The organism is Mesobacillus subterraneus (assembly GCF_003937825.1).
In the GTDB taxonomy this organism is placed as follows: domain Bacteria; phylum Bacillota; class Bacilli; order Bacillales; family Cytobacillaceae; genus Mesobacillus; species Mesobacillus subterraneus.
This window is the reverse complement of record NZ_RSFW01000002.1, coordinates 103,729-129,022: the sequence shown is the minus strand read 5'-3', so window position 1 is coordinate 129,022 and position 25,294 is coordinate 103,729. Positions and strand designations below refer to the sequence as shown.

27 protein-coding genes and 1 pseudogene are annotated in these 25,294 nt (G+C 44.5%); 12 read left to right on the top strand and 16 right to left on the bottom strand.

The window, feature by feature from the left end; translation table 11 throughout:
• Positions 1–356 precede the first annotated feature (356 nt).
• From EJA10_RS01125 to EJA10_RS01115, 3 genes are all read left to right on the top strand, one after another.
• The gene (locus tag EJA10_RS01125; RefSeq protein ID WP_125478155.1) at positions 357–776 is read left to right on the top strand and encodes an HIT family protein; all 420 of its coding nucleotides are present in this window, start codon (positions 357–359) and stop codon (positions 774–776) included.
• A gap of 160 nt (positions 777–936) precedes the next feature.
• Positions 937–2,019, top strand: a complete 1,083-nt coding sequence (serC, locus tag EJA10_RS01120) for a 3-phosphoserine/phosphohydroxythreonine transaminase (RefSeq protein ID WP_125478154.1) — start codon at positions 937–939, stop codon at positions 2,017–2,019.
• 123 nt (positions 2,020–2,142) lie between these two features.
• Complete coding sequence (locus tag EJA10_RS01115) at positions 2,143–2,664, top strand: tryptophan transporter (protein ID WP_125478153.1); 522 nt, start codon at positions 2,143–2,145, stop codon at positions 2,662–2,664.
• Positions 2,665–2,807: 143 nt separating this feature from the next.
• Here EJA10_RS01115 and yhzF read toward each other — a convergent pair whose 3' ends face one another.
• Positions 2,808–2,999, bottom strand: a complete 192-nt coding sequence (gene yhzF / locus EJA10_RS23175; protein WP_125478152.1) for a membrane protein YhzF — start codon at positions 2,997–2,999, stop codon at positions 2,808–2,810.
• Positions 3,000–3,171: 172 nt separating this feature from the next.
• Between yhzF and EJA10_RS01105 the strand changes: the two genes are divergently transcribed.
• Together EJA10_RS01105 and EJA10_RS01100 are read left to right on the top strand one after the other, a co-directional pair.
• A complete protein-coding gene (locus EJA10_RS01105; RefSeq protein ID WP_125478151.1) occupies positions 3,172–3,540 on the top strand; it encodes a YtxH domain-containing protein in 369 nt (122 codons plus the stop codon).
• 242 nt (positions 3,541–3,782) lie between these two features.
• On the top strand, positions 3,783–4,358 hold the full coding sequence (locus EJA10_RS01100) for an HTH-type transcriptional regulator Hpr (RefSeq protein ID WP_125478150.1): 576 nt from the start codon (positions 3,783–3,785) through the stop codon (positions 4,356–4,358).
• Here EJA10_RS01100 and EJA10_RS01095 read toward each other — a convergent pair.
• Positions 4,355–4,510, bottom strand: a pseudogene (locus EJA10_RS01095) (DUF1878 family protein); the annotation flags it as partial. The gene EJA10_RS01100 and the pseudogene EJA10_RS01095 overlap by 4 nt on opposite strands.
• Before the next feature lie 151 nt (positions 4,511–4,661).
• Here EJA10_RS01095 and EJA10_RS01090 point away from each other — a divergent pair.
• Positions 4,662–4,850: a hypothetical protein gene (locus EJA10_RS01090; protein WP_125478148.1), complete on the top strand. Its 189-nt coding sequence runs from the start codon at positions 4,662–4,664 to the stop codon at positions 4,848–4,850.
• Between the two features lie 193 nt (positions 4,851–5,043).
• Here EJA10_RS01090 and EJA10_RS01085 read toward each other — a convergent pair whose 3' ends face one another.
• The 3 genes from EJA10_RS01085 to EJA10_RS01075 form a co-directional block, all read right to left on the bottom strand.
• A complete protein-coding gene (locus EJA10_RS01085; RefSeq protein WP_125478147.1) occupies positions 5,044–5,136 on the bottom strand; it encodes a YjcZ family sporulation protein in 93 nt (30 codons plus the stop codon).
• Positions 5,137–5,227: 91 nt separating this feature from the next.
• Complete coding sequence (locus EJA10_RS01080; RefSeq protein ID WP_125478350.1) at positions 5,228–5,311, bottom strand: YjcZ family sporulation protein; 84 nt, start codon at positions 5,309–5,311, stop codon at positions 5,228–5,230.
• A 94-nt stretch (positions 5,312–5,405) separates the two neighbouring features.
• A complete protein-coding gene (locus EJA10_RS01075) occupies positions 5,406–5,486 on the bottom strand; it encodes a YjcZ family sporulation protein (RefSeq protein WP_125478349.1) in 81 nt (26 codons plus the stop codon).
• 194 nt (positions 5,487–5,680) lie between these two features.
• Here EJA10_RS01075 and EJA10_RS01070 point away from each other — a divergent pair, with 194 nt between their 5' ends.
• The gene (locus EJA10_RS01070; protein WP_125478146.1) at positions 5,681–6,562 is read left to right on the top strand and encodes a peptidylprolyl isomerase; all 882 of its coding nucleotides are present in this window, start codon (positions 5,681–5,683) and stop codon (positions 6,560–6,562) included.
• Between the two features lie 134 nt (positions 6,563–6,696).
• Here the strand turns inward: EJA10_RS01070 and EJA10_RS01065 are convergent, their stop codons facing one another.
• From EJA10_RS01065 to EJA10_RS01035, 7 genes are all read right to left on the bottom strand, one after another.
• Positions 6,697–6,879 (bottom strand): sporulation YhaL family protein, encoded by a 183-nt coding sequence (locus EJA10_RS01065; RefSeq protein WP_125478145.1) that lies wholly within the window; start codon positions 6,877–6,879, stop codon positions 6,697–6,699.
• A 143-nt stretch (positions 6,880–7,022) separates the two neighbouring features.
• Positions 7,023–7,967, bottom strand: coding sequence for a 3'-5' exoribonuclease YhaM (gene yhaM, locus EJA10_RS01060; RefSeq protein WP_125478144.1), 945 nt, complete (start codon positions 7,965–7,967; stop codon positions 7,023–7,025).
• A gap of 75 nt (positions 7,968–8,042) precedes the next feature.
• A complete protein-coding gene (locus EJA10_RS01055; RefSeq protein WP_125478143.1) occupies positions 8,043–11,045 on the bottom strand; it encodes an ATP-binding protein in 3,003 nt (1,000 codons plus the stop codon).
• Between the two features lie 18 nt (positions 11,046–11,063).
• Complete coding sequence (locus EJA10_RS01050) at positions 11,064–12,287, bottom strand: metallophosphoesterase family protein (protein ID WP_125478142.1); 1,224 nt, start codon at positions 12,285–12,287, stop codon at positions 11,064–11,066.
• 121 nt (positions 12,288–12,408) lie between these two features.
• On the bottom strand, positions 12,409–13,104 hold the full coding sequence (locus EJA10_RS01045) for a Type 1 glutamine amidotransferase-like domain-containing protein (protein WP_125478141.1): 696 nt from the start codon (positions 13,102–13,104) through the stop codon (positions 12,409–12,411).
• Between the two features lie 146 nt (positions 13,105–13,250).
• On the bottom strand, positions 13,251–14,504 hold the full coding sequence (locus EJA10_RS01040) for an ABC transporter permease (protein ID WP_125478140.1): 1,254 nt from the start codon (positions 14,502–14,504) through the stop codon (positions 13,251–13,253).
• Positions 14,497–15,396 carry an ABC transporter ATP-binding protein gene (locus EJA10_RS01035; RefSeq protein ID WP_125478139.1) on the bottom strand — a complete coding sequence of 300 codons (900 nt, stop codon included), beginning with the start codon at positions 15,394–15,396 and terminating at the stop codon, positions 14,497–14,499. The genes EJA10_RS01040 and EJA10_RS01035 overlap by 8 nt, the downstream gene beginning before the upstream one ends.
• 148 nt (positions 15,397–15,544) lie before the next feature.
• Between EJA10_RS01035 and EJA10_RS01030 the strand changes: the two genes are divergently transcribed.
• Complete coding sequence (locus EJA10_RS01030) at positions 15,545–15,730, top strand: YhzD family protein (protein WP_125478138.1); 186 nt, start codon at positions 15,545–15,547, stop codon at positions 15,728–15,730.
• A 47-nt stretch (positions 15,731–15,777) separates the two neighbouring features.
• On the opposite strand, the gene EJA10_RS01025 is transcribed toward EJA10_RS01030, so the two are convergent.
• The 4 genes from EJA10_RS01025 to EJA10_RS01010 form a co-directional block, all read right to left on the bottom strand.
• On the bottom strand, positions 15,778–16,569 hold the full coding sequence (locus EJA10_RS01025; RefSeq protein ID WP_125478137.1) for an enoyl-CoA hydratase: 792 nt from the start codon (positions 16,567–16,569) through the stop codon (positions 15,778–15,780).
• Positions 16,570–16,991: 422 nt separating this feature from the next.
• Positions 16,992–18,500: a coproporphyrinogen III oxidase gene (locus tag EJA10_RS01020; protein ID WP_125478136.1), complete on the bottom strand. Its 1,509-nt coding sequence runs from the start codon at positions 18,498–18,500 to the stop codon at positions 16,992–16,994.
• A gap of 138 nt (positions 18,501–18,638) precedes the next feature.
• A complete protein-coding gene (locus EJA10_RS01015; RefSeq protein WP_125478135.1) occupies positions 18,639–19,511 on the bottom strand; it encodes a Cof-type HAD-IIB family hydrolase in 873 nt (290 codons plus the stop codon).
• A 139-nt stretch (positions 19,512–19,650) separates the two neighbouring features.
• Positions 19,651–20,007 (bottom strand): YlbF/YmcA family competence regulator, encoded by a 357-nt coding sequence (locus tag EJA10_RS01010; RefSeq protein ID WP_125478134.1) that lies wholly within the window; start codon positions 20,005–20,007, stop codon positions 19,651–19,653.
• Positions 20,008–20,205: 198 nt separating this feature from the next.
• Between EJA10_RS01010 and EJA10_RS01005 the strand changes: the two genes are divergently transcribed.
• From EJA10_RS01005 to EJA10_RS00990, 4 genes are read left to right on the top strand one after another with little or no spacing between them, the layout of a single operon-like run.
• Positions 20,206–21,309, top strand: a complete 1,104-nt coding sequence (locus tag EJA10_RS01005; RefSeq protein ID WP_125478133.1) for a YheC/YheD family endospore coat-associated protein — start codon at positions 20,206–20,208, stop codon at positions 21,307–21,309.
• 20 nt (positions 21,310–21,329) lie between these two features.
• Positions 21,330–22,415: a YheC/YheD family endospore coat-associated protein gene (locus tag EJA10_RS01000; protein WP_170169027.1), complete on the top strand. Its 1,086-nt coding sequence runs from the start codon at positions 21,330–21,332 to the stop codon at positions 22,413–22,415.
• Positions 22,412–23,779, top strand: a complete 1,368-nt coding sequence (locus EJA10_RS00995) for a YheC/YheD family endospore coat-associated protein (protein ID WP_125478131.1) — start codon at positions 22,412–22,414, stop codon at positions 23,777–23,779. The genes EJA10_RS01000 and EJA10_RS00995 overlap by 4 nt, the downstream gene beginning before the upstream one ends.
• Positions 23,776–24,960: a YheC/YheD family endospore coat-associated protein gene (locus EJA10_RS00990; protein ID WP_125478130.1), complete on the top strand. Its 1,185-nt coding sequence runs from the start codon at positions 23,776–23,778 to the stop codon at positions 24,958–24,960. Before EJA10_RS00995 ends, EJA10_RS00990 begins: the two co-directional genes overlap by 4 nt.
• The last annotated feature ends 334 nt before the right edge of the window (positions 24,961–25,294 follow it).

Here is a 25,294-nt window from a genome sequence, read left to right as displayed (position 1 = left end):
GTTAACCCAGCCGTTCAGTAACACCACTCCACATTTTGAAATGAGGTGTGTGTCGCAGATCACTTCCCGCTTTATAAGTTGTGAAACCGACTAAAGCAGACAGGGGATGGTCCGATTGAACCAGGTACTGAATAACCCATCATTTTTGTAAATTCAAATGAATTGACAAATGAGGTGTTTATCAAAGGTAAACCTGCTGAGAACGTCAATGAACAGTAGTCAGTTCCCCCTTCAGGGACAGGATTCCATGCGGATCCTGTCCTTTCTTTCTTTATTAATATTGGCGAAATGTGATAAAATACCAAAAAAGCGCAATGGTGATCCGGAGCGTGAAGAATGCTGAAAGGGTGAAGAAAATGAGTGATTGTATTTTTTGCAAGATCATCAATGGCGACATTCCGTCTGCGAAGGTCTATGAAGATGAGAACGTCCTTGCTTTCCTGGATATCAGCCAGGTGACAAAGGGCCACACGCTCGTGATTCCGAAAGTACATAAAGAAAATGTCTATGAATTAACTGACGAAGTTGCTGCAAATGTGTTCAAAGCCGTTCCGAAAATTGCTAATGCCATTAAGTCGGCCTATGAACCCATTGGTTTAAATGTTCTGCAGAATAACGGAGAAGCAGCAGGCCAGTCGGTCTTCCACTTTCACATGCATTTAATTCCACGCTACGGAAAAGGAGACGGCTTCGGTGCAGTCTGGAAAACACATCAGGATGAATATACACCTGACGATTACCAAAAAATCGCCGCTGAAATCAACAGCAAAATTTAGACTTCCGCATCAGCGGAAGTTTTTTTATTTGGCAGTAAACTTATTACTGGATAAAATTAATTTTTCTGAAAACATTAGAATTTCTTTTCTTTTTCTGGTAGCATGATAATAACTTTAATCCATTAACGAAATGCCGTATTTTTATCTGGGGGGATTTGCTGTGAAACGTGCTTTGAATTTTAACGCTGGGCCGGCTGCATTGCCAGAGGCTGTATTGAAGAGGGCCCAAAAAGAGATGATGAATTATCAGGGAAGCGGGATGGGGGTTATGGAATTCAGCCACCGCAGCAAGGAATTCGAGGAAATCAATGATCGGACAAATTCACTGTTGCGCAATCTTCTCTCTATCCCGGATGATTATGAGATCCTGTTTCTTCAGGGCGGTGCAAGCCTTCAGTTTACAATGGTTCCCATGAACCTGCTGGAGGAAGGTTCGACTGCCGGGTACGTCATGACTGGCACCTGGTCGGAAAAAGCGCTGAAGGAAGCGCAGAAAATCGGAAATGCAGTACCGGCAGCGTCTTCCAAAGATTCTAATTACAAGGCCATTCCCGACATCTCAGAGATCAATGTATCAGCAGACGCCTCCTACCTCCACATCACGACCAACAATACGATTTTTGGAACTCAATGGCACTCTTTCCCTGAAGACATGAGGGTCCCGCTGGTAGCCGACATGTCCAGCGATATACTGAGCCGTCCTATCAATCTTTCAAACTATGGCCTCATCTACGCAGGTGCCCAGAAAAACCTAGGGCCATCCGGAGTGACTGTCGTCATCCTGCAAAAAGATTTGCTGAAGCGCTCAAAGAAAGAGCTGCCTTCGATGCTCAATTACCAGGTTCACGCTTCTTCGGGGTCTCTCTATAATACACCTCCAACTTTATCTGTCTATTTTTTGATGCTTGTCCTTGAATGGGCTGAAGAACTGGGCGGTGTATCCAGGCTTGAACTTATGAACAAACAGAAGGCCGCATTGCTTTACGATGCGATTGACCGGAGCAGCGGGTTCTACACGGGACATGCAGAGTTGGAAAGCCGCTCATTGATGAACGTAACCTTTACTTTGGAAAGCGACGACTTGACGGCTTCCTTCCTCCATGAAGCAGAAGAATCCGGTTTTATCGGTCTTGCTGGCCACAGGTCTGTCGGCGGCTGCCGGGCGTCCATTTATAATGCTGTTCCGCTCGAGCATGTGGAGAAATTGGCAGGATTCATGAATGATTTCAGGCGGCGAAATTAACAGATAATTTTTCTTTACGTCAATTAAATATGTGTTATAATTGTACCAAGCTTTTCGCTGCAGGCACAGAGAGCACTGCAGGAGGAGCAATAGCTAGATAGATTAGCAGAGGAGAGATGAGAAATGAATACGAAAAACCTTGTTGCCTTGTCACTTTTGGTGGGAATGGGGGCAGTACTTCACGCGGTCATACCCGGTTTCTTCCTGGGGATGAAGCCTGATATGATGCTGACCATGATGTTCCTGGGAATCATCCTTTTCCCTGACAAGAAGAGTGTATTATTAGTCGGAGCTGTAACCGGATTGATTTCCGGATTGACCACCACCTTTCCGGGAGGCCTTGTTCCAAATATGATCGATAAGCCTGTGACGGCATTCGTCTTTTTTGGGGTTCTTATGGCACTTAAAAATCTGAAGTCATCCGTCTATACAGCAACTGTTCTTACAGCGATCGGAACCATTGTTTCAGGTATTGTTTTCCTTGGTTCAGCCTATTTCCTTGTCGGCCTGCCAGGTCCATTTGCGGCCCTGTTTGCAGCAGTAGTCCTGCCTGCAGCAGCCTTCAATGCAGTCTTTATGGCGATCCTGTATCCAGTAGCAACGAATATTTTCAAAAGAGCGAAACTGACAGAATTGAATGCATAATGACAGCCCCTGTCCACTCCGGACAGGGGCTTTATTTTATTCATCACATAGATTTTACTAATCAAAGTTACATTCGTCTCCAAATAGTTTCTTGAAAACTTCCGGGGCTGCTCCTTTGCAACCTATTTTCTAAAAAAACCTCATTAATGAAATGCCGAGAAAATGACCCCGATCAGCAGCAGAATTGCCCCTCCGCCTGCCAGTGATCCTGCCCTCTTCCGTAAAAGCGCCTTTGGAGGATACATACCTGGTTTCTTTAATGAAAGGAGATTATGGACCGCCCCAATAAAGAAGCCAATGCTGACCAGAAACACCATGCTTATAAAAATCCCCACTCCCCCACTCCTTCCTGCACGTAAATTTACTTTATCTTTATGCCTGTTAATTTAAGCCTATGAAGCTTAGTACGTTTATTTGACCGAGAATAGGAAATTAAATATAGAAGGAAAGAGGAATTTCCATCCTTTTGGAGAACATATACAGGAAAAATGTAGAGGTGGTTTAACTATGAAGACGAAATCATTGTTAATGGGAATGCTCGCAGGCGGTGTTGCAGCCGGGATCGCCACCCTGCTGGCAGCTCCGAAATCAGGTTATGAAACAAGAAGAACCCTTATAGCAAATAAGAATGAGTTCATGGGTTCAATCAAAGATATCAAGGAAGCCGCCGTTGAATTAAAGGATACGGTATCCACTGCTTCAAAAGAAGGAAAAGATGTCATCCAATCCTTTGTTACGGATGTAAAAACGGCTATTTTTGAGTGGAAGATGCAAACAGAAGCAAATAAGATTGAACTGCAGAAAGATGTGATGGAGCTTGAAGAATCCATCAAAGAGCTTGAATCCGAGCTTGCTTCATCAAATGCAAAAGAATAATACTCGCTGGCATAATCCTTCCATTCAGTAAATTTTTTTGCCGGGAAGGATTTTCCTTTTTTATCAAGAAAGATATATTATGCAAATGGCCTTTTATTTATGACAATGAATTTCTACATAACTGCACCCCGACTTTGGATGCAATTTAACAAATTCAAAAAATTTTGTAAATTTATATCTTTATTAATTTTTGTTTTATTGGCATAATGAAAATAGAAACAATAAAGTAGGTGAATATGAGAATGGGAGATAAAAATTATTCTATGAAAGAAGCAATGATGTTTAGCCAACGAGTTGCACAGCTGAGCAAGGCTTTATGGAAGTCTGTCGAGAAGGATTGGCAGCAATGGATCAAGCCATTCGACCTGAATATCAATGAGCACCATATTTTATGGATTGCGTATCATTTAAACGGAGCATCCATCTCGGATGTAGCAAAATTTGGGGTCATGCATGTGTCCACTGCCTTTAATTTTTCTAAAAAGCTTGAAGAACGCGGGTATCTGAAATTTTCCAAAAAAGAAAGCGACAAGCGGAATACGTATATCCAGCTCACCGAAGAAGGTGAAGGCATCTTGCTCGCCCTGATGGAAAACTATGAACCTGATAAAAATGCTGTCTTCTCAGGGGCTATGCCATTGAAGGAGCTTTACGGCAAGTTCCCGGATATCATTGAAATCATGGCAATCGTCAGAAATATCTACGGCGATGATTTCATGGAGATCTTCGAAAAGTCATTTTCGAACATTGACAACAAATTTACAGATGAAGATGGGACGTTAAAGAAAAAAGATCCAGCCGAAAAGGAGTATGTCTAATTCATCATGCAATCGATGAACTCCGTCATAAGAGGAAGGAATAACTCCTGGGAAATACAATCATTGTCCACTTCCTCTGGCTGCAGTTTTGGCTGGATCAAGGATATACCCTTCTTGTAAAGCGGATGAAATTCATGCAGATCCTTCCGCTTTTTATTCTTCTTCCTTTTTGCTCATAAATTCACAAAAAAATAAATTCACCTTCTCCCTTATCCTATTTCAACCAGCATAAAAAACTATCTTTTTCTCTAAATATTTGTTATTGTATTTAAGATAAAAAGATTGATAAGGAGGGATTCTTCGATGATCTCCATTTGGTTCGTGTTTGTCCTTTTTGCTGCTATCATCCTTTTCTATATAAACAAGCTTACAGACTCCCTCTGCATCCAAAAGGAAATCCCGGAAGACAAACATGCAAAGATCTTCAGGACGATCAATATATTAGTTACAATTCTGCTGATTTCATCATTTGTTGAAATCTTGTATACGTGACTACATAAACCAAGCGGTGAGGCTTCCCTCACCGCTTTATTCAACGCATATCATTTTCACTTCATGCTTTAAAGGTTAAGAAACTTCTCGGAAAGAGTTTCCACCAATTCACCCAAAAAGCATCGACCGCCTGCTCTGAAGCTGGATGCTGTGCTTTTTGTTCAGGGCATGAAAGCATTGCCGCATCGGCTGCTTACAACCAAGAGGCACCAATGATGATTAACAGAATGAACAAGACAACGAGTAAAGCAAAGCCGCTGCCGAATCCACAGCCTCCTCCAGACATTGAGGTCCCTCCTTCCTTTTTCCGAACTTGCCTTTTGATCAATTTCAAGAAATATGGGAGAGCGATTGGTTCCCCATACCCTATTTATCGGTTAAAACCAAGCAGCACCCACAATGATTAACAGAATGAATAACACGACAATTAACGCGAATCCGCAGCCGTGACCTGCACTCATATTAACACCTCCTTCCAAAGTGGTTAGGATATCTTATTCAAGTAACATCATTTCCGCATAGGCAGTTACCCTGCTTTGTTAGGCATTTTATTGATTAGCAGAATGACGCTCCTACGATAATCAGCAAAATGAACAGGACAACGATTAACGCAAATCCCGAATGATAGTGGCCCATAATGAATTACCTCCTTCTTTTCTCTTCCCTACATCGTATGCACGTTTGACCAATCGGTATAGATATCCGCCCATTTATGCGGGCACATCCAAAAATACCCATTGCTAATTTTTTGCAGTAATCCGAATTTATGTTATAGTAGACTTTGTGGATTGAAAACGGCCACTAGAATTTTCTGTTTAGGAGTGTTCACCATGAAAAAAATGTTGATTTCCCTCACGGTAGCAGCCGGAGTTATCGGGTTAGGCGCATGCAGCAACGATAATGGCGATTCATCGGAAGTAATCGTTGAATCGAAAGCTGGCAATATTACCAAAGAAGAACTGTATCAGTCAATGAAGGAAAAATACGGAGAGCAAGCACTTCAGGAAATGCTTTACCAGAAAGTCCTTGCCAAAAACTATAAAGTAACAGATGAAGAAGTGGACGCAAAAGTGGCCGAACTGAAAGAGGAGCTCGGAGACAATTTCGAATTGGTCCTTCAACAGAACCAGCTTAAGGACGAGGAAGAATTGAAAGACATCTTAAGGGACCAGCTTTTAATGGAAAAAGCAGCACTCAAAGACGTCAAAGTCAGTGAAGAAGACGTGAAGAAACGTTATGAGGAATACCAGCCTGAAATCAAGGCAAGCCATATCCTTGTAGAAGATGAAAAAACAGCACAGGAAGTAAAGAAAAAGCTTGATGAAGGCGCTAAATTCGAAGACTTGGCGAAGGAATATTCACAGGATCCTGGTTCAGCTGCACAGGGTGGAGACCTAGGGTTCTTCGGACCTGGAAAAATGGTTCCTGAATTCGAAGAAGCTGCCTACGCACTAGAAGTGAACAAGATCAGCGAGCCTGTTCAGTCACAGCACGGTTTCCACATCATCAAGGTAACAGAAAAGAAAGAGAAAGAATCCTACGAAGAAATGAAGGATGAATTGGAATACGAATTGAAGCTTGCACAGCTTGATTCCAATAAAATTCAAGAGGTCCTTAAGCGAGAACTTGACGCTGCCAATGTAAAAATCAAGGACAAGGACCTTAAAGGCGCTGCTGAGTTCCCAGAAGCAGAAGCACCGACTCAACCATAATGAATAAGCAAAAAACACTGGTTCCATTTCTGGAGTCCAGTGTTTTTTAATTGCGGCTGATATTTTGTTCCGAGAGGCTTCGCCCGCGGGTTGTCAGTCTTGTAGCAGCCTTGCTCTTCACACACTATTATCTTCTATGCCCCTGCTGAATTTTCGCGACGTTCTTTTTCTCTTTCAAGCCGCTTCATATACAGCTCACCTTCGCGTTCAATGCTTTCCATTTCTTCTTTTCGTTCTTCTTTTCCTGTTTTTACTGCCATGATGGCACTGAATACGATTCCTGCTGCGACTGCTATTACCCAGATTGGAATTGACATTTTTTCATACCCTCCATTTAAAGGTTGTCCATATTGAACTCTTACTGTATAGATATGATTTCATGTCTCAAATATGACTATTTATATACAGAAAGATAAAAAAGAAGTCCCATCAGCTTTATGACGGGACTTGTGGGATGATTTTATTTATGGAAAACCGGTTTATAGAATGACCGGTTATCGAGCGCAAATACTCTTTCGGAAAATTCTCCTGGCTTTACCCTTGCAAGCGCACGGTCCAGCATGTTCATTTTTGCATCGAGATTGTCGATGTAATGGAGGATTTCCGCTTCTTTGATCATTGGCGGCTTCGGACTGCCCCATTCAGCCTTTCCATGATGGGACAATACCATATGCTGAAGGATTACGACTTCCTCGCCTGTGATTCCCAGTTCATCTGCGGCCTTCCCGATTTCATTTACCATAATGGAAATATGTCCTAGCAAATTCCCTTCAATAGTGTAAGTCGTCGAGATTGGGCCAGAAAGTTCAAAGACTTTGCCGAGATCATGGAGGATGACTCCTGCGTACAATAGGTCTTTATCCAGACTCGGGTACAGAGCGGCGATGGATTTTGCCAGGTCAAGCATGGATACCACATGATAGGCTAATCCTGAAACGAATTCATGATGGTTTTTGGTAGCCGCAGGATATTCCATGAATGCCTTCATATGCTTTTTCAACAGATGTCTGGTAATCCTCTGGATATTGGGGTTCTTCATTTCAAAAATATATTGTGTCAGCTTGCTGCTCATCTCATCCTGACTGACAGGAGCTGTTTCAAGGAAATCAGAAAGTTTTACAGAGTCGGCAGCAGAAGCTGGACGGATTTGTCTGATCTTCAGCTGGTTGCGGCCCCTGTAATTTTGGATGTCTCCCTGTACTTTAACAATATTTTCAGCGCAATAGGTGTTTTCATCCTCATCAGACACATCCCAAAGCTTTGCTTCTATTTCCCCGCTCTGGTCCTGGAGAATGAGTGTCAGGAACGGCTTTCCGTTGCTGGCTATCCCCTTTGCCGAGTGTTTGATCAGCAAGAACAACTCTACCTGGTCACCTGTAGCATGATTCAATATTCCTTTATTCATCTCTATCCGACCTCTCCTCTCTGCAACAGTATAACATACAGAGTCTATTATCTATATTTCTTGACACCTGCCATCTTAAACGACGTTTGTGCTGCTTTGCTCGAGGTTCATAACTTCGCCTTCCCTGAAATGCTGCAGCAGATGCCGGTGACAGGTAAAAAAGAAAATTTGATGATGTGCGCTCATTTCCCGCAGCAAGCCGATGATCCTTGCCGTCCGGTTATGATCGAAATTCACGAAGCTGTCATCGATGATGATCGGGAATGGATAGCGCTCAAAATGCACTGCAGCAAGGGCCAGCCTGATGGAAACATACACCTGCTCAGCAGTTGCCTGACTGAGTTCATTTGCTTCGAAAAGCACATGATCCTTCCTTTCAATCAGAAAGCCGCTTCCCTCGGCCTGCGGAATGATCCTTCCATAGTTTCCATCTGTCAAAAGCGCAAGAAAGCTTTCTGCCTTTGCCAGCATCCTGGGCAACCGCTCATCCTTATAGCGGTCGATCGTCCTGGAAAGCAGATCCCTTGCGACCGCATAGCTTGCCCACTCCCTGGCATCCTCGGCAAACTCATGCTGAAGCTGCTTATATTTATGAAGCAATTCACTATATAGGCCACCCTCTTCAAGCACCTTCATTTTATGCTTCACATCTGCAATCCGGTCAATCAGATTGGAGTGCTCTTTTTTACACTGTTTGATGGCTTCTTTGGTTTCGCTGAGCAGTTCCTCTAATGGGGCACCTGTTATAATAGCCTCACGGTCTGAATCTGTGATCCCTCCGGCCTCTAACTGGTACAACAAGTCCTCAAGCCTAGAATTCAATCCTTTAAACTGCTCATCATTCCCGGCTTTGTGCCTGAATTCTTCTTCGTCCTGTGCTCCTGCCTGCGTCAGCAGCCCTGAGATATCTTCACTGATCAACTGTTCTTCCTTCAGCAAGGATTCATATTCTTCATCGATTTCCTCCAGCTTGATGGCCAGTTCACGATGTTTTGCTTTTTTATCAATAGCATCACGCAATAATGTTTTGAGCAAAGCCGCTGTTTCCACTGGTTCAAGATTAGCGTTCTTCAAAAAGCGTTCTGCCAGGATTCTGAGATTTTCTTCTATTTGAAGAATCGTCGAAGTGCTGGCTTTCAGCCTGTCTTTTGTCCGATTCCGTTCACGGAAGTTTTGCTTCTGCTTCTCGATCAGCAGGAATGCATCCAGGATTTTAATAGGGCCAGTTTTTTCACCTAAGCCTAGGTCTGCCATTAAATCAGCCTTCATCTTTTTAAGCTCGGCATTTTCTGCTTCCCATTTTTCAAATTGAAGGAGGACTTTTTCAAATCGGACCTGCTGCTGCTCAAGTTTAACAAGGATTTCACGGTGGCGTTGCCCAGCCTCTTCGTCCTTAGCCAGCAAACTCTTGATAGAAAAAAGATTGCCGGATGGCTGGCTGTTCAGCGCTTCTGCCAGAGTTCTTTCCCGCACAAGTAAATTCGTAAGCACCTCGTCCTTTTCTCCCTGGGGGTGTTCTTTGTTTTGCATAAGATGAGTTGCAGCCAAAAATACAAGGCCGACAATGCCAATCCCGGCCAACACCCACTGGTTATTTGCCATACCCCATACCATCACGAGGAGAAAAATACCTCCAAAAAGAATGAGCTGCGACAGCCCCTTTTTCTTTTGACTTTCTCTTCTTGTCTTTTCGTTTTCCCGGCTGGTTTTATGAAACTGGATTTGGTCGCGTACATAATTCAGTTCGGAAACGATTTGTTCCTTATTTTCTAGTACTTCGAGCTCCATCTTCAATTTTTCTCGCTCATTGGCAGAAAGTAAATCTTTTTTTGCCGCTACCGCTCTGTCCTCCAGATCGGCGAGCGTTGTTTTTTCCTCTTCAAAGTCAGCTTCCAGCTCCAGCTTCTTTTCGGCCATTCTTTGCTCTGAATGCTGTATGGCCTCTGCCTGTTCCTTAATAAAAATACTGGTATTCACTTCCTGGATGGTTGATTCGTTGAAATCCACATGAAGGTGATCATTGATTTGGCTGATTTCTTCTGTCATTTCCTCCAGCTTGATCTCAAGCACCCTTTGTTCCTGTTTCAATTGATTATAGAGCGGAATGCTCTCAAGCCTTGCTTCAATTTCCGCTTCCCTTTCAAGCAATTCAGGGTCTGGTCTTGTGTTGTCAGCGACTTCCCTGATCTCAAGCTGCTTATCCTGAAGCCTCATCTTTTTTGCCTTGATTTGGTTCATATGATGATCTAATTTTTCAAACCGGTTCAGGCCATCCAGGGGGAAGTTGACTTGCCCCATTTCAGAAAGCTTTCTTTCGAGAGCAGCTGTTTCAATCACAAAGGGTTCATTGCGCTTATACTCCCTCAGTTTACTTTCCTTTTGTTCCAGCTCCTTAAGCTCACTTTCAAGCTGGGCAATTTTAGCAAGAAGATTCCCCTTTTCCCTGACCAATTCAGAATAGCGTTCATTTTGCTGTTCTGCTATTTTCAGTGAGGACTGTACTTCCTTTAATTCTTTTAATTTCTCATTCAAGACAGGCTTTTTTCCGCTAGGCTTGAAGCGCTGCTCCATTTCCTTGAGCAGGGTCCCCTCTATAGTGAAAAGCTTGTCTGTCCCAAGCGTACCCGCCGAGAATAAATATCGGCCAAGGTCTTCACCTTTAATGTTCTGGATATTCTGGAGTCCATGAACGTTAAACGAAAATATGGCCTGGAAAATACTCTTATCGATCCCTTTCAACAGTTCCTTCAGAAGCTCTTCCCCGCCAATCGTTCCGTCCTCGAGTGACACCGTGACATCGCCGGCGGCCCTTCCTTTCACCCTTTCAATCACGGCAATCCCTTTGTTCTCAAAGGAAGCTTTTATTTTTCCGCCGTATTTCGAATGATGCTTCGGTTGATAGCGCAATTCTGCACTTTGCTTTGCAGGAAAGCCGAATAAGATGCTATGGATAAAAGACATGATCGTGGACTTTCCAGCCTCATTCTCTCCATAAAAAACCTGGAGTTGATCCAGTGATTCAATAACCCGGTCTTCAAGCTTGCCATAGCCGTATATATGCAGTTCAATCAGCTTCATGATGCTGCCTCCTTCCCATCAATTTTTCAACAGCAGCTGCAGCACTATTTCTTCTGCATCGGCAACCAGTTCTTCCTTTTCCTGTTCAGACAGCATCCCGAGGTGCCGCCTCGCCTGACTATGCTGGAATAGTGGAGAGAGCGCAGAATGAATGTCATCATATTGTTCAATCGTGCTGAATAGCTCTTCGTAAAAATCGCTTTGCTTTATCAGTTCCCCGCGGTCGACAACGAGGTTATCCGTATACTCGATCCTGTGAGTCCAGACAAAGGATGCTTCCGCTTTTTCAGTCTCTTGAAGCAGTTCCAGCAACTCGCCATTGTCGAGTTTCTCCTTTACGTCTGTCAGGTCCGGGTGCAGCTGGTCTATCCGGATTGCCAGCAGGGTTCCTCTGCCATCCTTTCGTTTCTCATCGATGGCTGCCAGGCAGCTTTCATAGACTTCATTAAAACTTGAAGCCTTTTTCCCATCAATGACTGTCTCGTCCCAGAAAACATCGGCTGTTTCAAAGAACGACAGCTCCGATCCCGCCTCCGTCAGGGTAACGATATACGCCCCTTTATCACCATGTTCCTTCCTGTTGCGTCCCTGCGGGTTGCCTGGGTAAATGACATAAGGCTGCTGTGATAGAATGGACCTTTTGTGGATATGACCGAGTGCCCAGTAATCAAAATCCTTGTCCAGAAGCTCAGATAAAGTGAATGGAGCGTACTTTCCATGCTCGCTCACTCCTTCGAAATGGCCATGTAGCAAGCCAATGTGAAAATCTGCTCCTTCGACCTTTTCATATTGAAGGATCCAGCGTTCCATTACGTGGCGTTCCGGATAGCTGAATCCATAAAGATGGACGACTGGACCATCCTTTTTCCGGAAGACCGCATGCTCAACCTTGTCATTGAAAAAATGGACATTGTTAGGAAAATCGAGAGCCACGGACCGGGCACCCAGGTGGTCATGGTTCCCATGGATGGCAAAAACCTTTATTCCCTTTTCAGCAAGCCTTTCCATTTCATTCCTGAGGGCCGCCTGAGCGCGAATGCTTCGATCCTCACCATCAAACAGATCCCCGGCCATCACGACAAAATCCACTTCATGCTTGATCGCAGCATCTGTGATATTTTTCAGTGCGGTGAAGGTACTTTGCTGAAGACGCTGGAAAATATTCTGAGGCAAGTGGCGCAGCCCGACCATCGGGCTATCGAGATGAAGATCGGCCGTATGTAAAAACTTCACCTTTTTCATAAAATTAGTCCTTTCCCGTCGATATTTGCCTTTATTTTAACACTCCAAAAATACGAATGCACGTTCTTGTCCTTTCTTTCATAAAAAAACTGCAGCTTCATGATGAAACTGCAGTTTTTCCTTATCCAAGATAGAATGTTGGCAACTTGTTTTCTCTTAATTTGCCTTCTTCCATTTGCAAGTAGTACGCCCCGGCTTCCGGTCTTGAACAGACTACCTTGAAGAGCTCCTCGTCGTTAAAATGCAAAGCCGCTCCGTCATCAACTGCATATCCGCCCATAACCTCTTCAGACCACACAAGGCGTTCGTAGGCAGGGCGCCGCTCTTTCTCACCATCATAATGCGGGCAGTTGCTCCCTTTTAAAAATCCAAGGCTTTTCAGCGGTTTCAATTCCCCGCCAAAAGAGTCAGAAACTCCCTCCTCAAACCAGCAAATCGAGCCTGCGCTGATCCCGGCGAGTATGACTCCTTCCTGATAGGCTTTCTTCAGAATGAGATCAAGCCCCCATTCCTTCCACAATGCCAGCAAATTCTTGGTATTGCCGCCGCCCACGTACATGATATCCTTACTCAGGACGTATTCCTCTAAATCACCTGAGGGCGGACTGAACAAGGAAAGATGTGAAGGTTCACATTCATGGCTGTTAAAAGCCTGATAGAATCTCGAAATATAGTTTTCCGCATCCCCGCTTGCCGTCGGGACAAAACAAACCTTAGGTCTTTGTTTTTGTGACTGTTTTAAAATATATACATCCAATAACGGATTCTCTGGCTCCATCGAAAACCCTCCGCCGCCCATTGCAATGATTTGCCGCATTTCAGACACTCTCCTTCTATCATGTGATTGTCATAACTTATTCAACTTCATGTATCCAAAAACCTTTTAAGTATTTCGCCAAACGCCCTTTTTAAAGAAAGCGCATATAAAAAAGCCGCTAGTGACAGCATGCGGCTTTAGTAAGTTCATTCATTTTTCGTCAGCTGAAGTGCCTTTTTAATATCCTTGAAGGAGTTGGACTTGCCATACATCAGGACTCCGCCGCGATATACTCTCGCCCCGAACACCGCCAGGAAGGCAATGGTGGCAACAAGGATGCCGATGGACAGCGCAATCTCCCAGAATGGTATGTTGAGCATTCCCACGCGCAGGAACATCAACATTGGCGAGAAGAACGGAATGAATGATGTGTATTTCACGAACGGTGCCTCAGGCTGGCCTAATCCGAACATCGCCATCATGAAACCGGCAATCACCAGCATGGTCATAGGCGTGATCATTTGCTGGACATCCTCTATCCTGCTGACAAGCGATCCAAGGAAAGCCGCCATGGTTGCATAGAGGAAGTAACCAAGGATAAAGAAAATCACAGCATATGCAATCGTGCTGCCGGCGATGTTACCGAAACCAAAGAATTCAAAGAATCCGCCCTCCATGTTCTCCAGGTTTTGTTTAATGGAGATATATCCTACCATCAACAGAACAGCCAGCTGGGTTAAGCTTAACAAGCCGATTCCCAGTATTTTCGCAAACATTTGCTTGATTGGGGAGACGCTTGAAATCAAGATTTCCATTACCCTCGATGATTTTTCAGTCGCTACCTCCATCGCGATCATATTTGCATACATGATCACTGCGAAGTAGATAATGAACAGCAGGACGTACACAAGACCTCTCGCCTGGTTCAGTTCCTCCTCGGTCTTTGCGTCTGCCTCAAGCGCTGATTTCTCAAATTCAACCGGAGCATACAGCATCTCGAGCTGTTCCGGATCAATATTGATCTGATTGGATGCCATTACAGTCTTCATTTGCTGCAGGGATGCCTGCAGATCGGCAGGGATGCTTGAATCGGCGATGCTCATTGCTTTGTAGGAAGCAACCGGCAGGTTTTCGCTGTTCAGGCTTACTTCAAGGAATCCCTTGTATTTGCCCTCCTCTACCGTTTTGATTGCTTCTTCTTCATTTCCGGAGAATTTTTCAAGAATCAACTGATCGTTCACCATCTTCATCTGTTCCTTCAACGGCTCGAACAGTTGCCCGGTAGTGTCGACGACCGCAACCTTATCTGCCTCACCGTCTTTATTGAAAAAGTCGATGATGTTCGTCATATTGGTCAATGCCAGCATGATCACTGCTGTCAGGATCGTTGTAACAAGAAAGGATTTTGTCTTAAGCTTACTCAAATATGTATGGAATAGGATGATGAAAAAGTTATTCATAGGAAGCACCTACCTTTTCTATAAAGATATCATTGAGGCTTGGTTCCTCCAGGACAAACTTGCGGATAAATCCTTTTCCGACGATTTCCTTGAGAATATCTTCGGCAATCCGTTCTCCCTCAATTTGAAGATGAATGCCTTCGGTGGTCTGTTTAGCTTTTGTGACACCAGGAAAATCCTTCAGGTATGCCGGATCAAAATCAGCATGGATGACCAGGTTCTTTTTGCCAAATGAGCGCTTGATTTCCTTCAGGGAACCGTGAACCACAGGTCTCCCTCTGTGCATGATGCAAATATGTTCACACATTTCCTCAACATGTTCCATGCGATGGCTCGCAAAAACAATCGTTGTGCCAGCATTCTTCAATTCAAGCACCGCATCTTTTAATTGCTCAACATTGACTGGGTCAAGACCGCTGAAAGGTTCATCAAGGATGAGCAGTTTCGGCTTATGGATGACCGCGGCGATGAATTGGATTTTCTGCTGATTGCCTTTTGAAAGCTCCTCTACTTTTTTATCTCCATACTCCGGAACCTTGAAGCGGTTCAGCCAATAATCCAGTTCTTTTAGGGCCGCTTGCTTCTGCATTCCTCTTAGCCTTGCAAGATAGACAATCTGGTCCCGTACCTTGAGTTTTGGGTATAGTCCTCTTTCTTCCGGTAAATAACCGATGATGCTGCTAGTTTGATAGTTGATGGGTTTTCCGTCCCAAGTAATTCTGCCCTCGGAAACATCCAGAAGACCCAGGACCATCCTGAAGGTTGTTGTTTTCCCCGCACCATTGGCGCCTAGAAAACCAAACATTTCTTTTTCCGGTATATTAAGTGAAAGTGAATCCACCGCTGTAAAATTGCCAAAGCGCTTCGTAACGTGTTCAAGCTGCAATACCATTTTCCTTCTCCTCCTTTTCCAATAAATTACTACGTATTTAATCTGGTAATAGTTTCATATTTTGATGGATTATTTGTTTTGCATAATCAAAAAAATTATGCAAAAATAATAGTAATCATCAGAATTTTATAACAAAGGGGAATTTGTTATGGATACCTACAAACTGACTGCTTTTGAATCAAACGGTGAAAAACTCATTGACGAATCATTCCAGGCCGGAAATGATGACGAAGCAAAAGAAATCGGCGCCAGGATGCTTGAAGAAAAGAACCTTAGTGACAAGACACATCGCTGCACTTCACCGAGAGGGAAATTAATTCTGTTTCGTCCATAAAAAAGCAAAGAGGCTTGAACAGCCTCTTTGCTTTTTTGCTTGCTTGCTTATTTACCTTTGAAAACTGGTATTCTTTTTTCAAGAAATGCTTTGATTCCTTCCTGGTGGTCTTCTGTCTGGCGCATTTTGAATTGGCCGTATTTTTCCAATTCAAGTATTTTCAATAAAGATGGCCTGTTTTTTTCGGCGAGAATCTTTTTCGTTTTGATCATGGCCTGTACTGGTTTTGCCAGCCACTCTTGAACCTTGCCTTCCACTGCATCAGTAAAATCTGTCTCTGGGACCTCATCGATCAGCCCCAGATCAACCGCTTCGCCAGCTGATAGTGTTTTGCCTTCCCAAATCACTCGCTTTGCCTTCGTTTCACCAAGACGTTCCTCCATGAAGAAGTGGCCTCCTCCATCTGGAATCAAGCCGATTCCAATGAAGTTCATCGCGATTTTGCTCGACGGCTCAGCAATTATGTAGTCAGTTGCCAGCGCAAGGCTGAGGCCGAGACCCGCAGCTGCACCGGTAACAGCGCTGATGGTTAACTTCGGCATGCTGTAAAGAGTCACGATCATATCGTGTATATCATCCATGACATGATAGAAATCGCTTTCATTTGTATTCGAAAGCATCGTCTTAATATCACCGCCGGCAGAGAAAGCGCGTCCTGCTCCCCTGATGACCACGATATCCACATCATCCGATTTGCAGATTTCCTTCAGAGTCATCGTGACCCCTTTGATCATTTCCCCATCCAGTGCATTCAAAGCTTCCGGCCTGTTCAGCTCCAATACTGCCACACGGCCGTCGATTGCCAATTTCACCGACTCTGTCGTAGATTCAATCGTCACCCTTCATCCCCTCCAAAAAGTTCTTATATCTTCATTATAATGTGAGAAGTTATATTTAAAAACTTTTTTCTCACTATTTTGATTTTTTTACTAATCGAATTAGCTAATAGGGCTAGCTAAAAAGGGGTTTAATGAAAAACTAAAGCAGTATTTGAATCAATACCGAAATGGCAAAGATTTCACTCCTCTTCTAAGTATGGAAAACTGTTGATTGGAGTGGAAGGGCGTAGACTCCTGCGGGATTATCTGGCCAGGTGAGACCCCGCAGAAGCCGGAGGCGCCGAGGAGGCTCAGCGCCAGACCCGCGGAAAGCGAAGCCCCTGGAACGGAAATCAACCTCACCATTCCCCCTACAAACAAAATAAGACTGTAAACAAACTCTATTTCCACAGAGATTGTCTACAGTCTTTAGCTTTCTAAGTTTAAATCTTTGCTTTATTGAATAGGGAATCGAGGATTTCGATTTTTTTATCGGCGTATTCTTCGAAGTTATCGTTATATGACTTTGGATCCTTTGGATTGGCGAATTGGGTGATCACGCCTGTTTCCGGATCGATGAATTTGCTTGATGCGCCGCAGCCCAGGCCGATGATGGTCTGTTGCTCTTCCATGATAATGATATTGTACAAGCTTTCCTGTTCAGGAAATGCGTAGCCGACATTCTCTAGGTTGCCAAGAATATTTTTTTGTCTGTACAGGTAGTATGGGACATAGTTGTTTTCCTTTGTCCAATCCTCAGCCATATTCATCATTTTCTCGATTTCGCCGCGGTCAGCGACTTTGTATTTAGCCTTATTCCTTGTCATTTCGGAAGCGCGCTTGAATGACAATGTATGGACGGTCAAGGACTCTGGCATCAATTTTTCCCTTTCCGCCAATGTATGGGCGAATTCCTCTGTTCCTTCACCTGGAAGGCCGATGATCAAGTCCATATTAATATTGTTCATACCCATTTCGCGGGCAAGGTGGAATTTTTCAATTGTTTCTTCCACCGTGTGATGGCGGCCGATTGCCTTCAAGGTTTCCTGGATATAGGATTGTGGGTTGATGGAAATCCGGTCGATGTTCCACTTTTTCAGCACTTCCAGTTTTTCAGGTGTGATTGTGTCAGGCCTTCCTGCTTCGACGGTTACTTCCCTGATGTTTTCCACATCCGGGAAGGATTGATAGACCTCTTCATACAGCATGTCCATTTCTTCTGCGGTAATCGAAGTCGGTGTCCCCCCGCCATAATAGACCGTGGTAATTTTTAGATCATTCCTCTTCAGCCAGTCACCAATTTTCCGTATTTCATAATGAAGGCCGCCAAGGAAGGAATCGACGGATCCCTGCCTCCCGTTGATCGCATAGGCCGGGAATGTGCAGTACGCACACTTGGTTGGGCAAAAAGGGATGCCGATATAAATGCTGACGCCATTTTTCAAGTCGTATAGATCCGGCAGGACGGCCAGCTGGCGATCCACGATTTGCTGCATCAATTGGATTTTTCCATCTGAAATCAGGTATTGTTCCTTCAGCTCTCTATGTGCAGCTCCCTGTTCCATACCTTCGCGGAGCTTTTTATGAAGAAGCTTTGTAGGGCGGACACCCGTGAGGATCCCCCACTTTTGGATGATGCCTGTCCAATCCTGAAGAACCTGCAAATAAGCCCTGGATACAACCGTTTTCAGCTGCTTTACTTCTTCTTTTTCAGTTAGCCCTTCAGGCATTTCCTTCTCAGCCATTGCTGAAAAAACCGAACCGTCTTTCGCAGTTAAGGATGCTTCCACAAGGATTGAGCCCTTCACGCCAATTTTGAAAACAATCGCCGCATCGGCGTCAAAATCTTTTTCGCCTAATACGACCTCAGATTCCTCAAAGAACAAATTCGCGATTAACTCCAAAGGACGCTGGAACCTGTCATCCTCTATTCCTTTTATATAAATTCTCATGAATTATCACCTTTTCATTTAAACATGCTTCAATAAGTGTAATAGAAGTTGGATTCTCCGGTCAAGACAGTGCAAAAGCTACCATTTTTCCGGACGAAAAAAGCACGCCGATGATTTACACAGGCATGCTTCTGTTTTTTACATTTTAATAATATTCATCTTCCTCAGGAATTCGATTGGCTGCTGCTTGCGGAAGTGTTCTTTGACCATGTAGCTGACACCATGCTGGTTGTTTGAGCGTGTTACCCAGTCGGCTGCCATTTTCACATCATTGGAGGCATTGCCCATTGCAACGCCAAGCCCGCATGCTTCAATCATATCGATATCGTCATTGCCATCGCCAATGGCAACCATCTCCTTTAAAGGGATGCCGAGGTGTTGACCAAGATGGATCAGTCCGCTCAGCTTTGATACTCCCTCTGGCATGATATCGAGCCTGTAGTCATTCAGCTTGGATAGGGACACTTCCGAGAACATCCCCTTAATCGCCTGCTGGGCATCCGCCAAATCTTCCTCATATTCGAAATAGACTTCTATTTTAGGAGGAGAGACGGGATCGCTGACCAGTGTTTCACTTACGGAATCGGTAAATTGCTGTGAGTAGAAAATCGGGTCTCCCGAAGTGAACACAGTTTTAGCCAGCAGGTTATGGTTCAATTTATATTTATTGGCGAGCGAAAACTTCTCATGGACAAGCCGGATCTGGCATGGGAAGCTTTCCAGGAACCTTACTAGCTGGAATGTTACGTCCTCCGGAATCCGTTTCTCGTAGACAGGATCACTGCGAAGGTCATTCGAAATATAGGAACCAAGGTGTGTTACAAGCAAAGAATTTATTTTCAGCGCTTTTGCCACTTTTTTGGCGGATGGAAAACTCCTGGAAGTTACTAGAGTCACGTACACCCCTTTTTGCTGTACGTACTCGATAGCATCCCTTGTTGATTTATGGAGCCTTCCATTTGATTGGAGAATTGTTCCATCAACATTTAGCGCAAGAAGACGGTAAATCATTTTTTTGCCCCCATTTCTTCGGTGTTTTTGTCCTTATTTAACTTGTATGATAGAAACCGAAAGAATAGAACAGGAGCGCGGTCAACAGTTCCCTGAATGGAAAAATCCCGGCAGGATGCCGGGATTTCTGTAAACTCTATTATTGCTGGTTTGGATTGCCGTATAATTCCTCAAGCGGCTTCATGATGATCTGGTTAAGCTCGCCAATGACCATGCTCATCCTTTGCTCTGCTTCCATCAGCTTTGAAATCAATTCATGCTGCTGTACAAGAGCAACTGTTTTTTGAGCCTGCTCGACTTCTTCCTGTGTGATTTCCTGTCCAGTCATCTGCTTTTCCTGCAGCTGCAACTGGATGTTTCGGAAGCTCTCAAACATCTGTCTTGCTGATTCATCACTGTTCACAGCATCATAAAGGTTTTTCAAGTTGGTGTATTCCGCACTGTTTCTTACTGCCTTTTCAAGTTCATAAGCTGAGTCATAAATATTGACTGCCATGTAAATCACTCCTTCTCCGTTAAACGCTCCATACCACTATAACAAACTATGCACCCATTTGCCAAAAGTTCGAAAGCTGTCTCTGCACGCTTTTCTCTTCAAAAATCACCAATAACTGAATCTATTCATAATATGCACTATGTGTGTTTGCCTATTTTAAAAATCGACTGACAGCTAATTAGAAAATGAGGAGAAGCTATGAAGCCAGCAAAATCGCAAGGCCAAACAATCAGCCCTGTCATCGCTTTGCTGACTGAAATAAAAGAAGACAACGGACCGGACTTCGGCAAAGTCCACTCCTTTTGCGAAGAGCTTCACCAGGGAATCTCAGAGTTGGGTGGAAGCTTTTATGTTTTTTCAATGAAGGGCTTTTCTGAGGAAGGTGTCGAAGGCTTTTATTACGATGGCGATGATGATGAATGGAAGAAAGGATTCCTTCCCCTGCCAGCCGTGATCTATAACCGGATTTCATCCCGCCGGACTGAAATAAGCAAGGGATTTAAGGGATTTCAAAATAAATTGGATTCAATGGGAATAAAGTTATTTAACCACCGCTTTCTTTCCAAATGGGAAATCCATGAGTTTTTATTGAACGAGGAGCATCTGCATCCGTTCATTCCTGAAACACATCTTTATCATGAGCAAGTTCTTGCAAGCATGCTTGGGATGCACGATGAGTTGTATATCAAACCCGTCCACGGGAGCCAGGGCAGGAATATCATCCAGGTAGTCCAGGATGAGGGAATGATCCAGGCTTCATTGTCCTCCCTTTCTGCAAAGGAGCTTCCCGCCTATAAAAATGCCGGAGATTTGGCTCGTGCCATTGCTCCCCTTACCGAAAACCGCATGTGCATCATCCAGCAAGGATTAAAGCTGTCAGAACTAAATGGAAGAAGGATGGACTTTAGGATCCTTTGCCATAAAAATGCCCAGCAATTCTGGAAGGTAACCTCCATCGTCGCCAGGGTTTCAGCTGAACAATTATTCGTTTCCAATATCGCTCGCGGCGGTGAAGTCATGAAGCCGATTCAGACACTCAGCCTGATTTTTGGAAAAGAACAGGCCAGACAGCAATTGTCACTGATGAGGGAATTGGCTCTGGAAACAGCAGAAGCCATCGGCCGAAATGCAGAGGGGCTGACCGGAGAGCTTGGCATTGATATTGGTGTTGACATTAAGGGAAATCTTTGGCTGATTGAAGCCAACTCCAAGCCCTCTAAAAACTTTGAAGAGCGCGGAATGAAGATCAGGCCATCAACAAAGGCCATCATTGACCATTGCTATGGACTTTGCAAGCTGTAAAGTCCCGAAGGAGAATGCTTATGATTTCATTTGGAATGATGTCACTTTCCTTAAAAAGTGAGCTTTCCTATTTTACCGAGATTGCCAGGCGTGCGAATCCAGATTTGTTCACCTGTTATCGATTCGCACCGGCCAAGATCCACCCGCTGACCGAAATGGTCACGGGAAAACGCTTCAACCATGAAAAAGATCTATGGGAAGATACTGAATTTCCGCTCCCGAAAATAGTTTATGACCGTTGCTTTTATACAAATGACCTTGCTTCAAAACAATCCATGGCCATTGTGAAGTGGCTTAAGAGCAGGCGGGACATCACTTTCCTTGGAAGCGGCCTGCCAAATAAGCGCGCTATTTATGATGTACTGGCAAATTCTGAACTTTCCCCTTATATTCCGGCCACATTTCCTGCAGATAACGGAAAAATGGTGACAGCCCAGTTGAATAAGTGGAAAAAGGCGATTCTAAAGCCTGTGTTCGGTTCAGGCGGTGCCGGGATTTACAGCATTGAAAAAAAAGGGAAGGATTACGCAATTGCAGCTGACCATGGAGGCAAACTGGCCAGCAAATCCTTCAGCACCGCAATGGAAATGGAAGCCTGGCTCGACAGGCTGTTCAGCAAAAGTGAGTATTTGCTCCAGCCTTACCTGAATTTGAGAGATTCAAAAGGATGCCCGTTCGATATAAGACTGCTCCTGCAAAAAGACCATACAGGAAGCTGGACTCTCAGGGGCAAAGGGATCCGCAGGGGCAGCAAGGATGGGATATTATCCAATTTAAGTGCAGGCGGAGAAATCATTGCTGTTGAAGAATATATCGATACGCTCGAACCCCGCACGAAAAAATTCATTTTACAAGAGCTTGATGACATCATTTTAAAACTTCCAGCGATCCTTGAAGCTGCCTTCCCTCTGCTTTTTGAACTTGGCGTGGATATCGGTGTTTCAAATGATCATGCACTATGGGTGCTGGACACGAATTCAAAGCCAGGCAGGAAAGTCATTGTCGCCGCTAACCCAGCCTTAAAGGACATTCTTTATACAGCACCGCTGGATTACGCCAGGCTGCTTTCCGAAAATCTGACAGAAAGAGAGGAACAGCACTTATGAGAAAAAAATATCCCATTGAATTCATCGACCATTCCAAGCAGGTTGTTTTCATCCCTGCAGATCTTCCGAATAGCAAGGATATTACAAGAATAGCGTTCGGCAATAAGGTACTTGATGTTACGTGCGCTCCTCACCCTAAAGGGCGGAACGTCATAGTCCTGAGCGATGACGTCCAGAAGGAATTGTCGATGCCGGAATTGCCGGCTCCCCTGCATGTTTTTATTGACCAGCAAACCTTATTCATCGGGCCGCTGATCGGCATCCTTACATCCGGGTTCACTCCGTATCCATTCAGGCCGATTGGGGAAAGATCGATGTTTTTCGCGAAGCTGCTTTCAGTAAACAAATCCGTCGGGGCCCTTCCCTTTGTATTCGGCGAGGAGCATATTGATTGGGACCAAGGATTGATTGATGGCTACTTCTTTGTTGATGGAGGCTGGAAAACCATCAAAGTACCATTTCCTAATGTTGTCTATGATCGACTGCCAAACAGGCGAACAGAAAGAAAAGCGGAGCTCCGCGATCTGAAAGCGAGGATGCAGACAGATTACTTGATTCCATGGTACAATCCCGGCTTTTTCAGCAAGCTGGACGTTTTTGAACGGCTGCAGCAGGACGACCGCGCTGCCGAATACCTGCCGGAGACCCACGAGTTTTCTTCTTTCTCCGTGATTGAAAGAATGCTCTCCAGTTACGGGAACGTCTATGTAAAGCCTGCGAATGGGAGCCTGGGTCTCGGTATCCACCAGATCCTCTACGATAAGCATAACGGTGATTATTACTGTCGTTACCGCGATCAGGAGGGCAACAACAAACTAACGAAGTTTGACACTCTTGAAAAACTGGTGAAGAAGATTTTCCACAAGCGCAACCTATCACAAATGATTGTCCAGCAGGGAATCAGCTTATTGAGATCTGAGAAAAGGCTGATTGATTTTCGGGTGCACACTAATAAAGATGAGTATGGAGAATGGCAGGTAGCAGCAATTGCGGCGAAGATAGCGGGCCAGGGCAGCGTCACGACACATGTGAACAATGGAGGAGTTGTCAAATCGCTTGATGAATTATTTGAAGATCAGAATGAACGGGAACGGATTGAAAAAGAACTGTGCGATGTTTCCCTGCTTCTTAGTTCCATTTTGGAAAAGAATATGGAAGGGATCATCGGGGAAATCGGGTTTGATTTGGGCATAGATAAGTCCGGTAAGGTTTGGCTATTCGAAGCCAATTCCAAACCGGGCCGATCGATTTTCAAGCACCCAAAGCTTAAGAACTTCGATTTGCTTACCCGCAAACTATCCCTTTCGTTCGGGATTTTCCTTGCTGAAAAAGCGATTACGGCGCCAGAGGATATCTTCAAATGATCCTCCGCTATAACACCAATTCAAAGGAATGGACGCATGAAGCCAAAGCTGAAGAGAAAATCAGCTTTGGCTTTAATAAAATGAGCATTCCGGCAGCATCGTCCCGTTACGTGCCGAGCGACAGCCATCAATTCCGCTTTAGAACAAGTGACGGCAACATTGGCCCACTTGTCGGAATCATGACGTCGATGAGCAAAAAATGGGGCCTTTCAGGGAATGGACCTTTATTTCAGGCGCTGCAAACAGAAGTATTCAAACGGAATGGAATGGTCGTCGTTTTCCCTCCTGAAACGCTTGTGAAGGACAGCCTGACTGGGGTCACCTATTTGCCTGATTCCAAAAGCTGGATTCCTGTCAGGACGCCGCTTCCCCATCTGGTTTTCAACCGGGTGCCTTTTCGGAAGGCTGAGAACCTTCCTGCTTTTACCGATGCTGCGAACTACTTTTCCGCATTAGGAATTCCTTTCTTTAATCCTTCCTTCATCAATAAGGATCGTTTGTATACGTTATTTGCCAGACATCCACATTTAAGAACACTCATGCCCGAAAGCATCAAAATAAAATCAATGATTCAGTTAGCAGCTTTCCTGGAGAAACACACGGGAATCTATCTGAAGCCAGCTTCGTCGTCAAAAGGGATTGGCATTTTCCGGCTGCGGGAGAAAGATGGCCAAATTGAATTCGAAAGTCATTCCCACCGCCACCTTTACCCGGGCATGAAGGAATTCTGGAAGATTAAATCAAAACAGTTGCTTAAGCATGAGTACATTGCCCAAAAAGAAATCCTGCCGGCCTCTATTGAAGGAAAGAGGTTCGACTTCCGAGTCCATGCCCATGACGGACCGGATGGTTACGAGGTTACTGGCATCGGCATCCGCCAGTCCCAAAAACAGGATTTGACCACCCACCTCCCAAACGGCGGGGTGCTGTTTCCTTATATAAAGGTGAAAAACGAAAGACATGACCAGTTTTTCGCATGGGTAGTAAAAGAAATCGGTGAATTGCTCTCTGAGGAATTAGGCTATTTTGGTGAATTTTCCCTTGATGCCGGGATGACGGAAACCGGAGAGTATGCCATCTTTGAGGTCAATTCCAAGCCAATGAGCTTCGATGAGCCCAAAATTGAAGAAAAAAGGATTGCCGCCCTCACTGATTTATTTTTCAGGAAAGCCGGGTTTTAAGTGGCTTATTTAGTAGTGTGGGTTGTTGATTTCCGTTCCAGGCTCCTCGCTTTCCGCGGGTCTGGCGCTGAGCCTCCTCGCAGCCTTTGGCGTCTGCGGGGTCTCACCTGGCCAGATGATCCCGCAGGACACTGAATAGCTTCCTAGAATTTACCCACGCACGATGGAAATGCGTCAGCATTTCCGGAGGAGTCTGCGCACCTTCCACTCCAATCAACAAGACTTCAAATTTTTTATAACATATAAAATGATATTAACGCCATGGCCTTCCCTTGTACTTCTTGGTTCCTTTTATAGCACTCTCCCCTATCTTGTCTTTTTTACTATATAATAA

Bases quoted from the DNA above. Each gene is read 5' to 3' on its own strand.
- EJA10_RS01125 (WP_125478155.1), top strand. From the start codon at position 357: ATGAGTGATTGTATTTTTTGCAAGATCATCAATGGCGACATTCCGTCT.
- EJA10_RS01115 (WP_125478153.1), top strand. From the start codon at position 2,143: ATGAATACGAAAAACCTTGTTGCCTTGTCACTTTTGGTGGGAATGGGG.
- EJA10_RS01105 (WP_125478151.1), top strand. From the start codon at position 3,172: ATGAAGACGAAATCATTGTTAATGGGAATGCTCGCAGGCGGTGTTGCA.
- EJA10_RS01100 (WP_125478150.1), top strand. From the start codon at position 3,783: ATGGGAGATAAAAATTATTCTATGAAAGAAGCAATGATGTTTAGCCAA.
- EJA10_RS01090 (WP_125478148.1), top strand. From the start codon at position 4,662: ATGATCTCCATTTGGTTCGTGTTTGTCCTTTTTGCTGCTATCATCCTT.
- EJA10_RS01085 (WP_125478147.1), bottom strand. From the start codon at position 5,136: ATGTCTGGAGGAGGCTGTGGATTCGGCAGCGGCTTTGCTTTACTCGTT.
- EJA10_RS01080 (WP_125478350.1), bottom strand. From the start codon at position 5,311: ATGAGTGCAGGTCACGGCTGCGGATTCGCGTTAATTGTCGTGTTATTC.
- EJA10_RS01075 (WP_125478349.1), bottom strand. From the start codon at position 5,486: ATGGGCCACTATCATTCGGGATTTGCGTTAATCGTTGTCCTGTTCATT.
- EJA10_RS01070 (WP_125478146.1), top strand. From the start codon at position 5,681: ATGAAAAAAATGTTGATTTCCCTCACGGTAGCAGCCGGAGTTATCGGG.
- EJA10_RS01065 (WP_125478145.1), bottom strand. From the start codon at position 6,879: ATGTCAATTCCAATCTGGGTAATAGCAGTCGCAGCAGGAATCGTATTC.
- yhaM (WP_125478144.1), bottom strand. From the start codon at position 7,967: ATGAATAAAGGAATATTGAATCATGCTACAGGTGACCAGGTAGAGTTG.
- EJA10_RS01055 (WP_125478143.1), bottom strand. From the start codon at position 11,045: ATGAAGCTGATTGAACTGCATATATACGGCTATGGCAAGCTTGAAGAC.
- EJA10_RS01050 (WP_125478142.1), bottom strand. From the start codon at position 12,287: ATGAAAAAGGTGAAGTTTTTACATACGGCCGATCTTCATCTCGATAGC.
- EJA10_RS01045 (WP_125478141.1), bottom strand. From the start codon at position 13,104: ATGCGGCAAATCATTGCAATGGGCGGCGGAGGGTTTTCGATGGAGCCA.
- EJA10_RS01040 (WP_125478140.1), bottom strand. From the start codon at position 14,504: ATGAATAACTTTTTCATCATCCTATTCCATACATATTTGAGTAAGCTT.
- EJA10_RS01035 (WP_125478139.1), bottom strand. From the start codon at position 15,396: ATGGTATTGCAGCTTGAACACGTTACGAAGCGCTTTGGCAATTTTACA.
- EJA10_RS01030 (WP_125478138.1), top strand. From the start codon at position 15,545: ATGGATACCTACAAACTGACTGCTTTTGAATCAAACGGTGAAAAACTC.
- EJA10_RS01020 (WP_125478136.1), bottom strand. From the start codon at position 18,500: ATGAGAATTTATATAAAAGGAATAGAGGATGACAGGTTCCAGCGTCCT.
- EJA10_RS01015 (WP_125478135.1), bottom strand. From the start codon at position 19,511: ATGATTTACCGTCTTCTTGCGCTAAATGTTGATGGAACAATTCTCCAA.
- EJA10_RS01010 (WP_125478134.1), bottom strand. From the start codon at position 20,007: ATGGCAGTCAATATTTATGACTCAGCTTATGAACTTGAAAAGGCAGTA.
- EJA10_RS01005 (WP_125478133.1), top strand. From the start codon at position 20,206: ATGAAGCCAGCAAAATCGCAAGGCCAAACAATCAGCCCTGTCATCGCT.
- EJA10_RS01000 (WP_170169027.1), top strand. From the start codon at position 21,330: ATGATTTCATTTGGAATGATGTCACTTTCCTTAAAAAGTGAGCTTTCC.
- EJA10_RS00995 (WP_125478131.1), top strand. From the start codon at position 22,412: ATGAGAAAAAAATATCCCATTGAATTCATCGACCATTCCAAGCAGGTT.
- EJA10_RS00990 (WP_125478130.1), top strand. From the start codon at position 23,776: ATGATCCTCCGCTATAACACCAATTCAAAGGAATGGACGCATGAAGCC.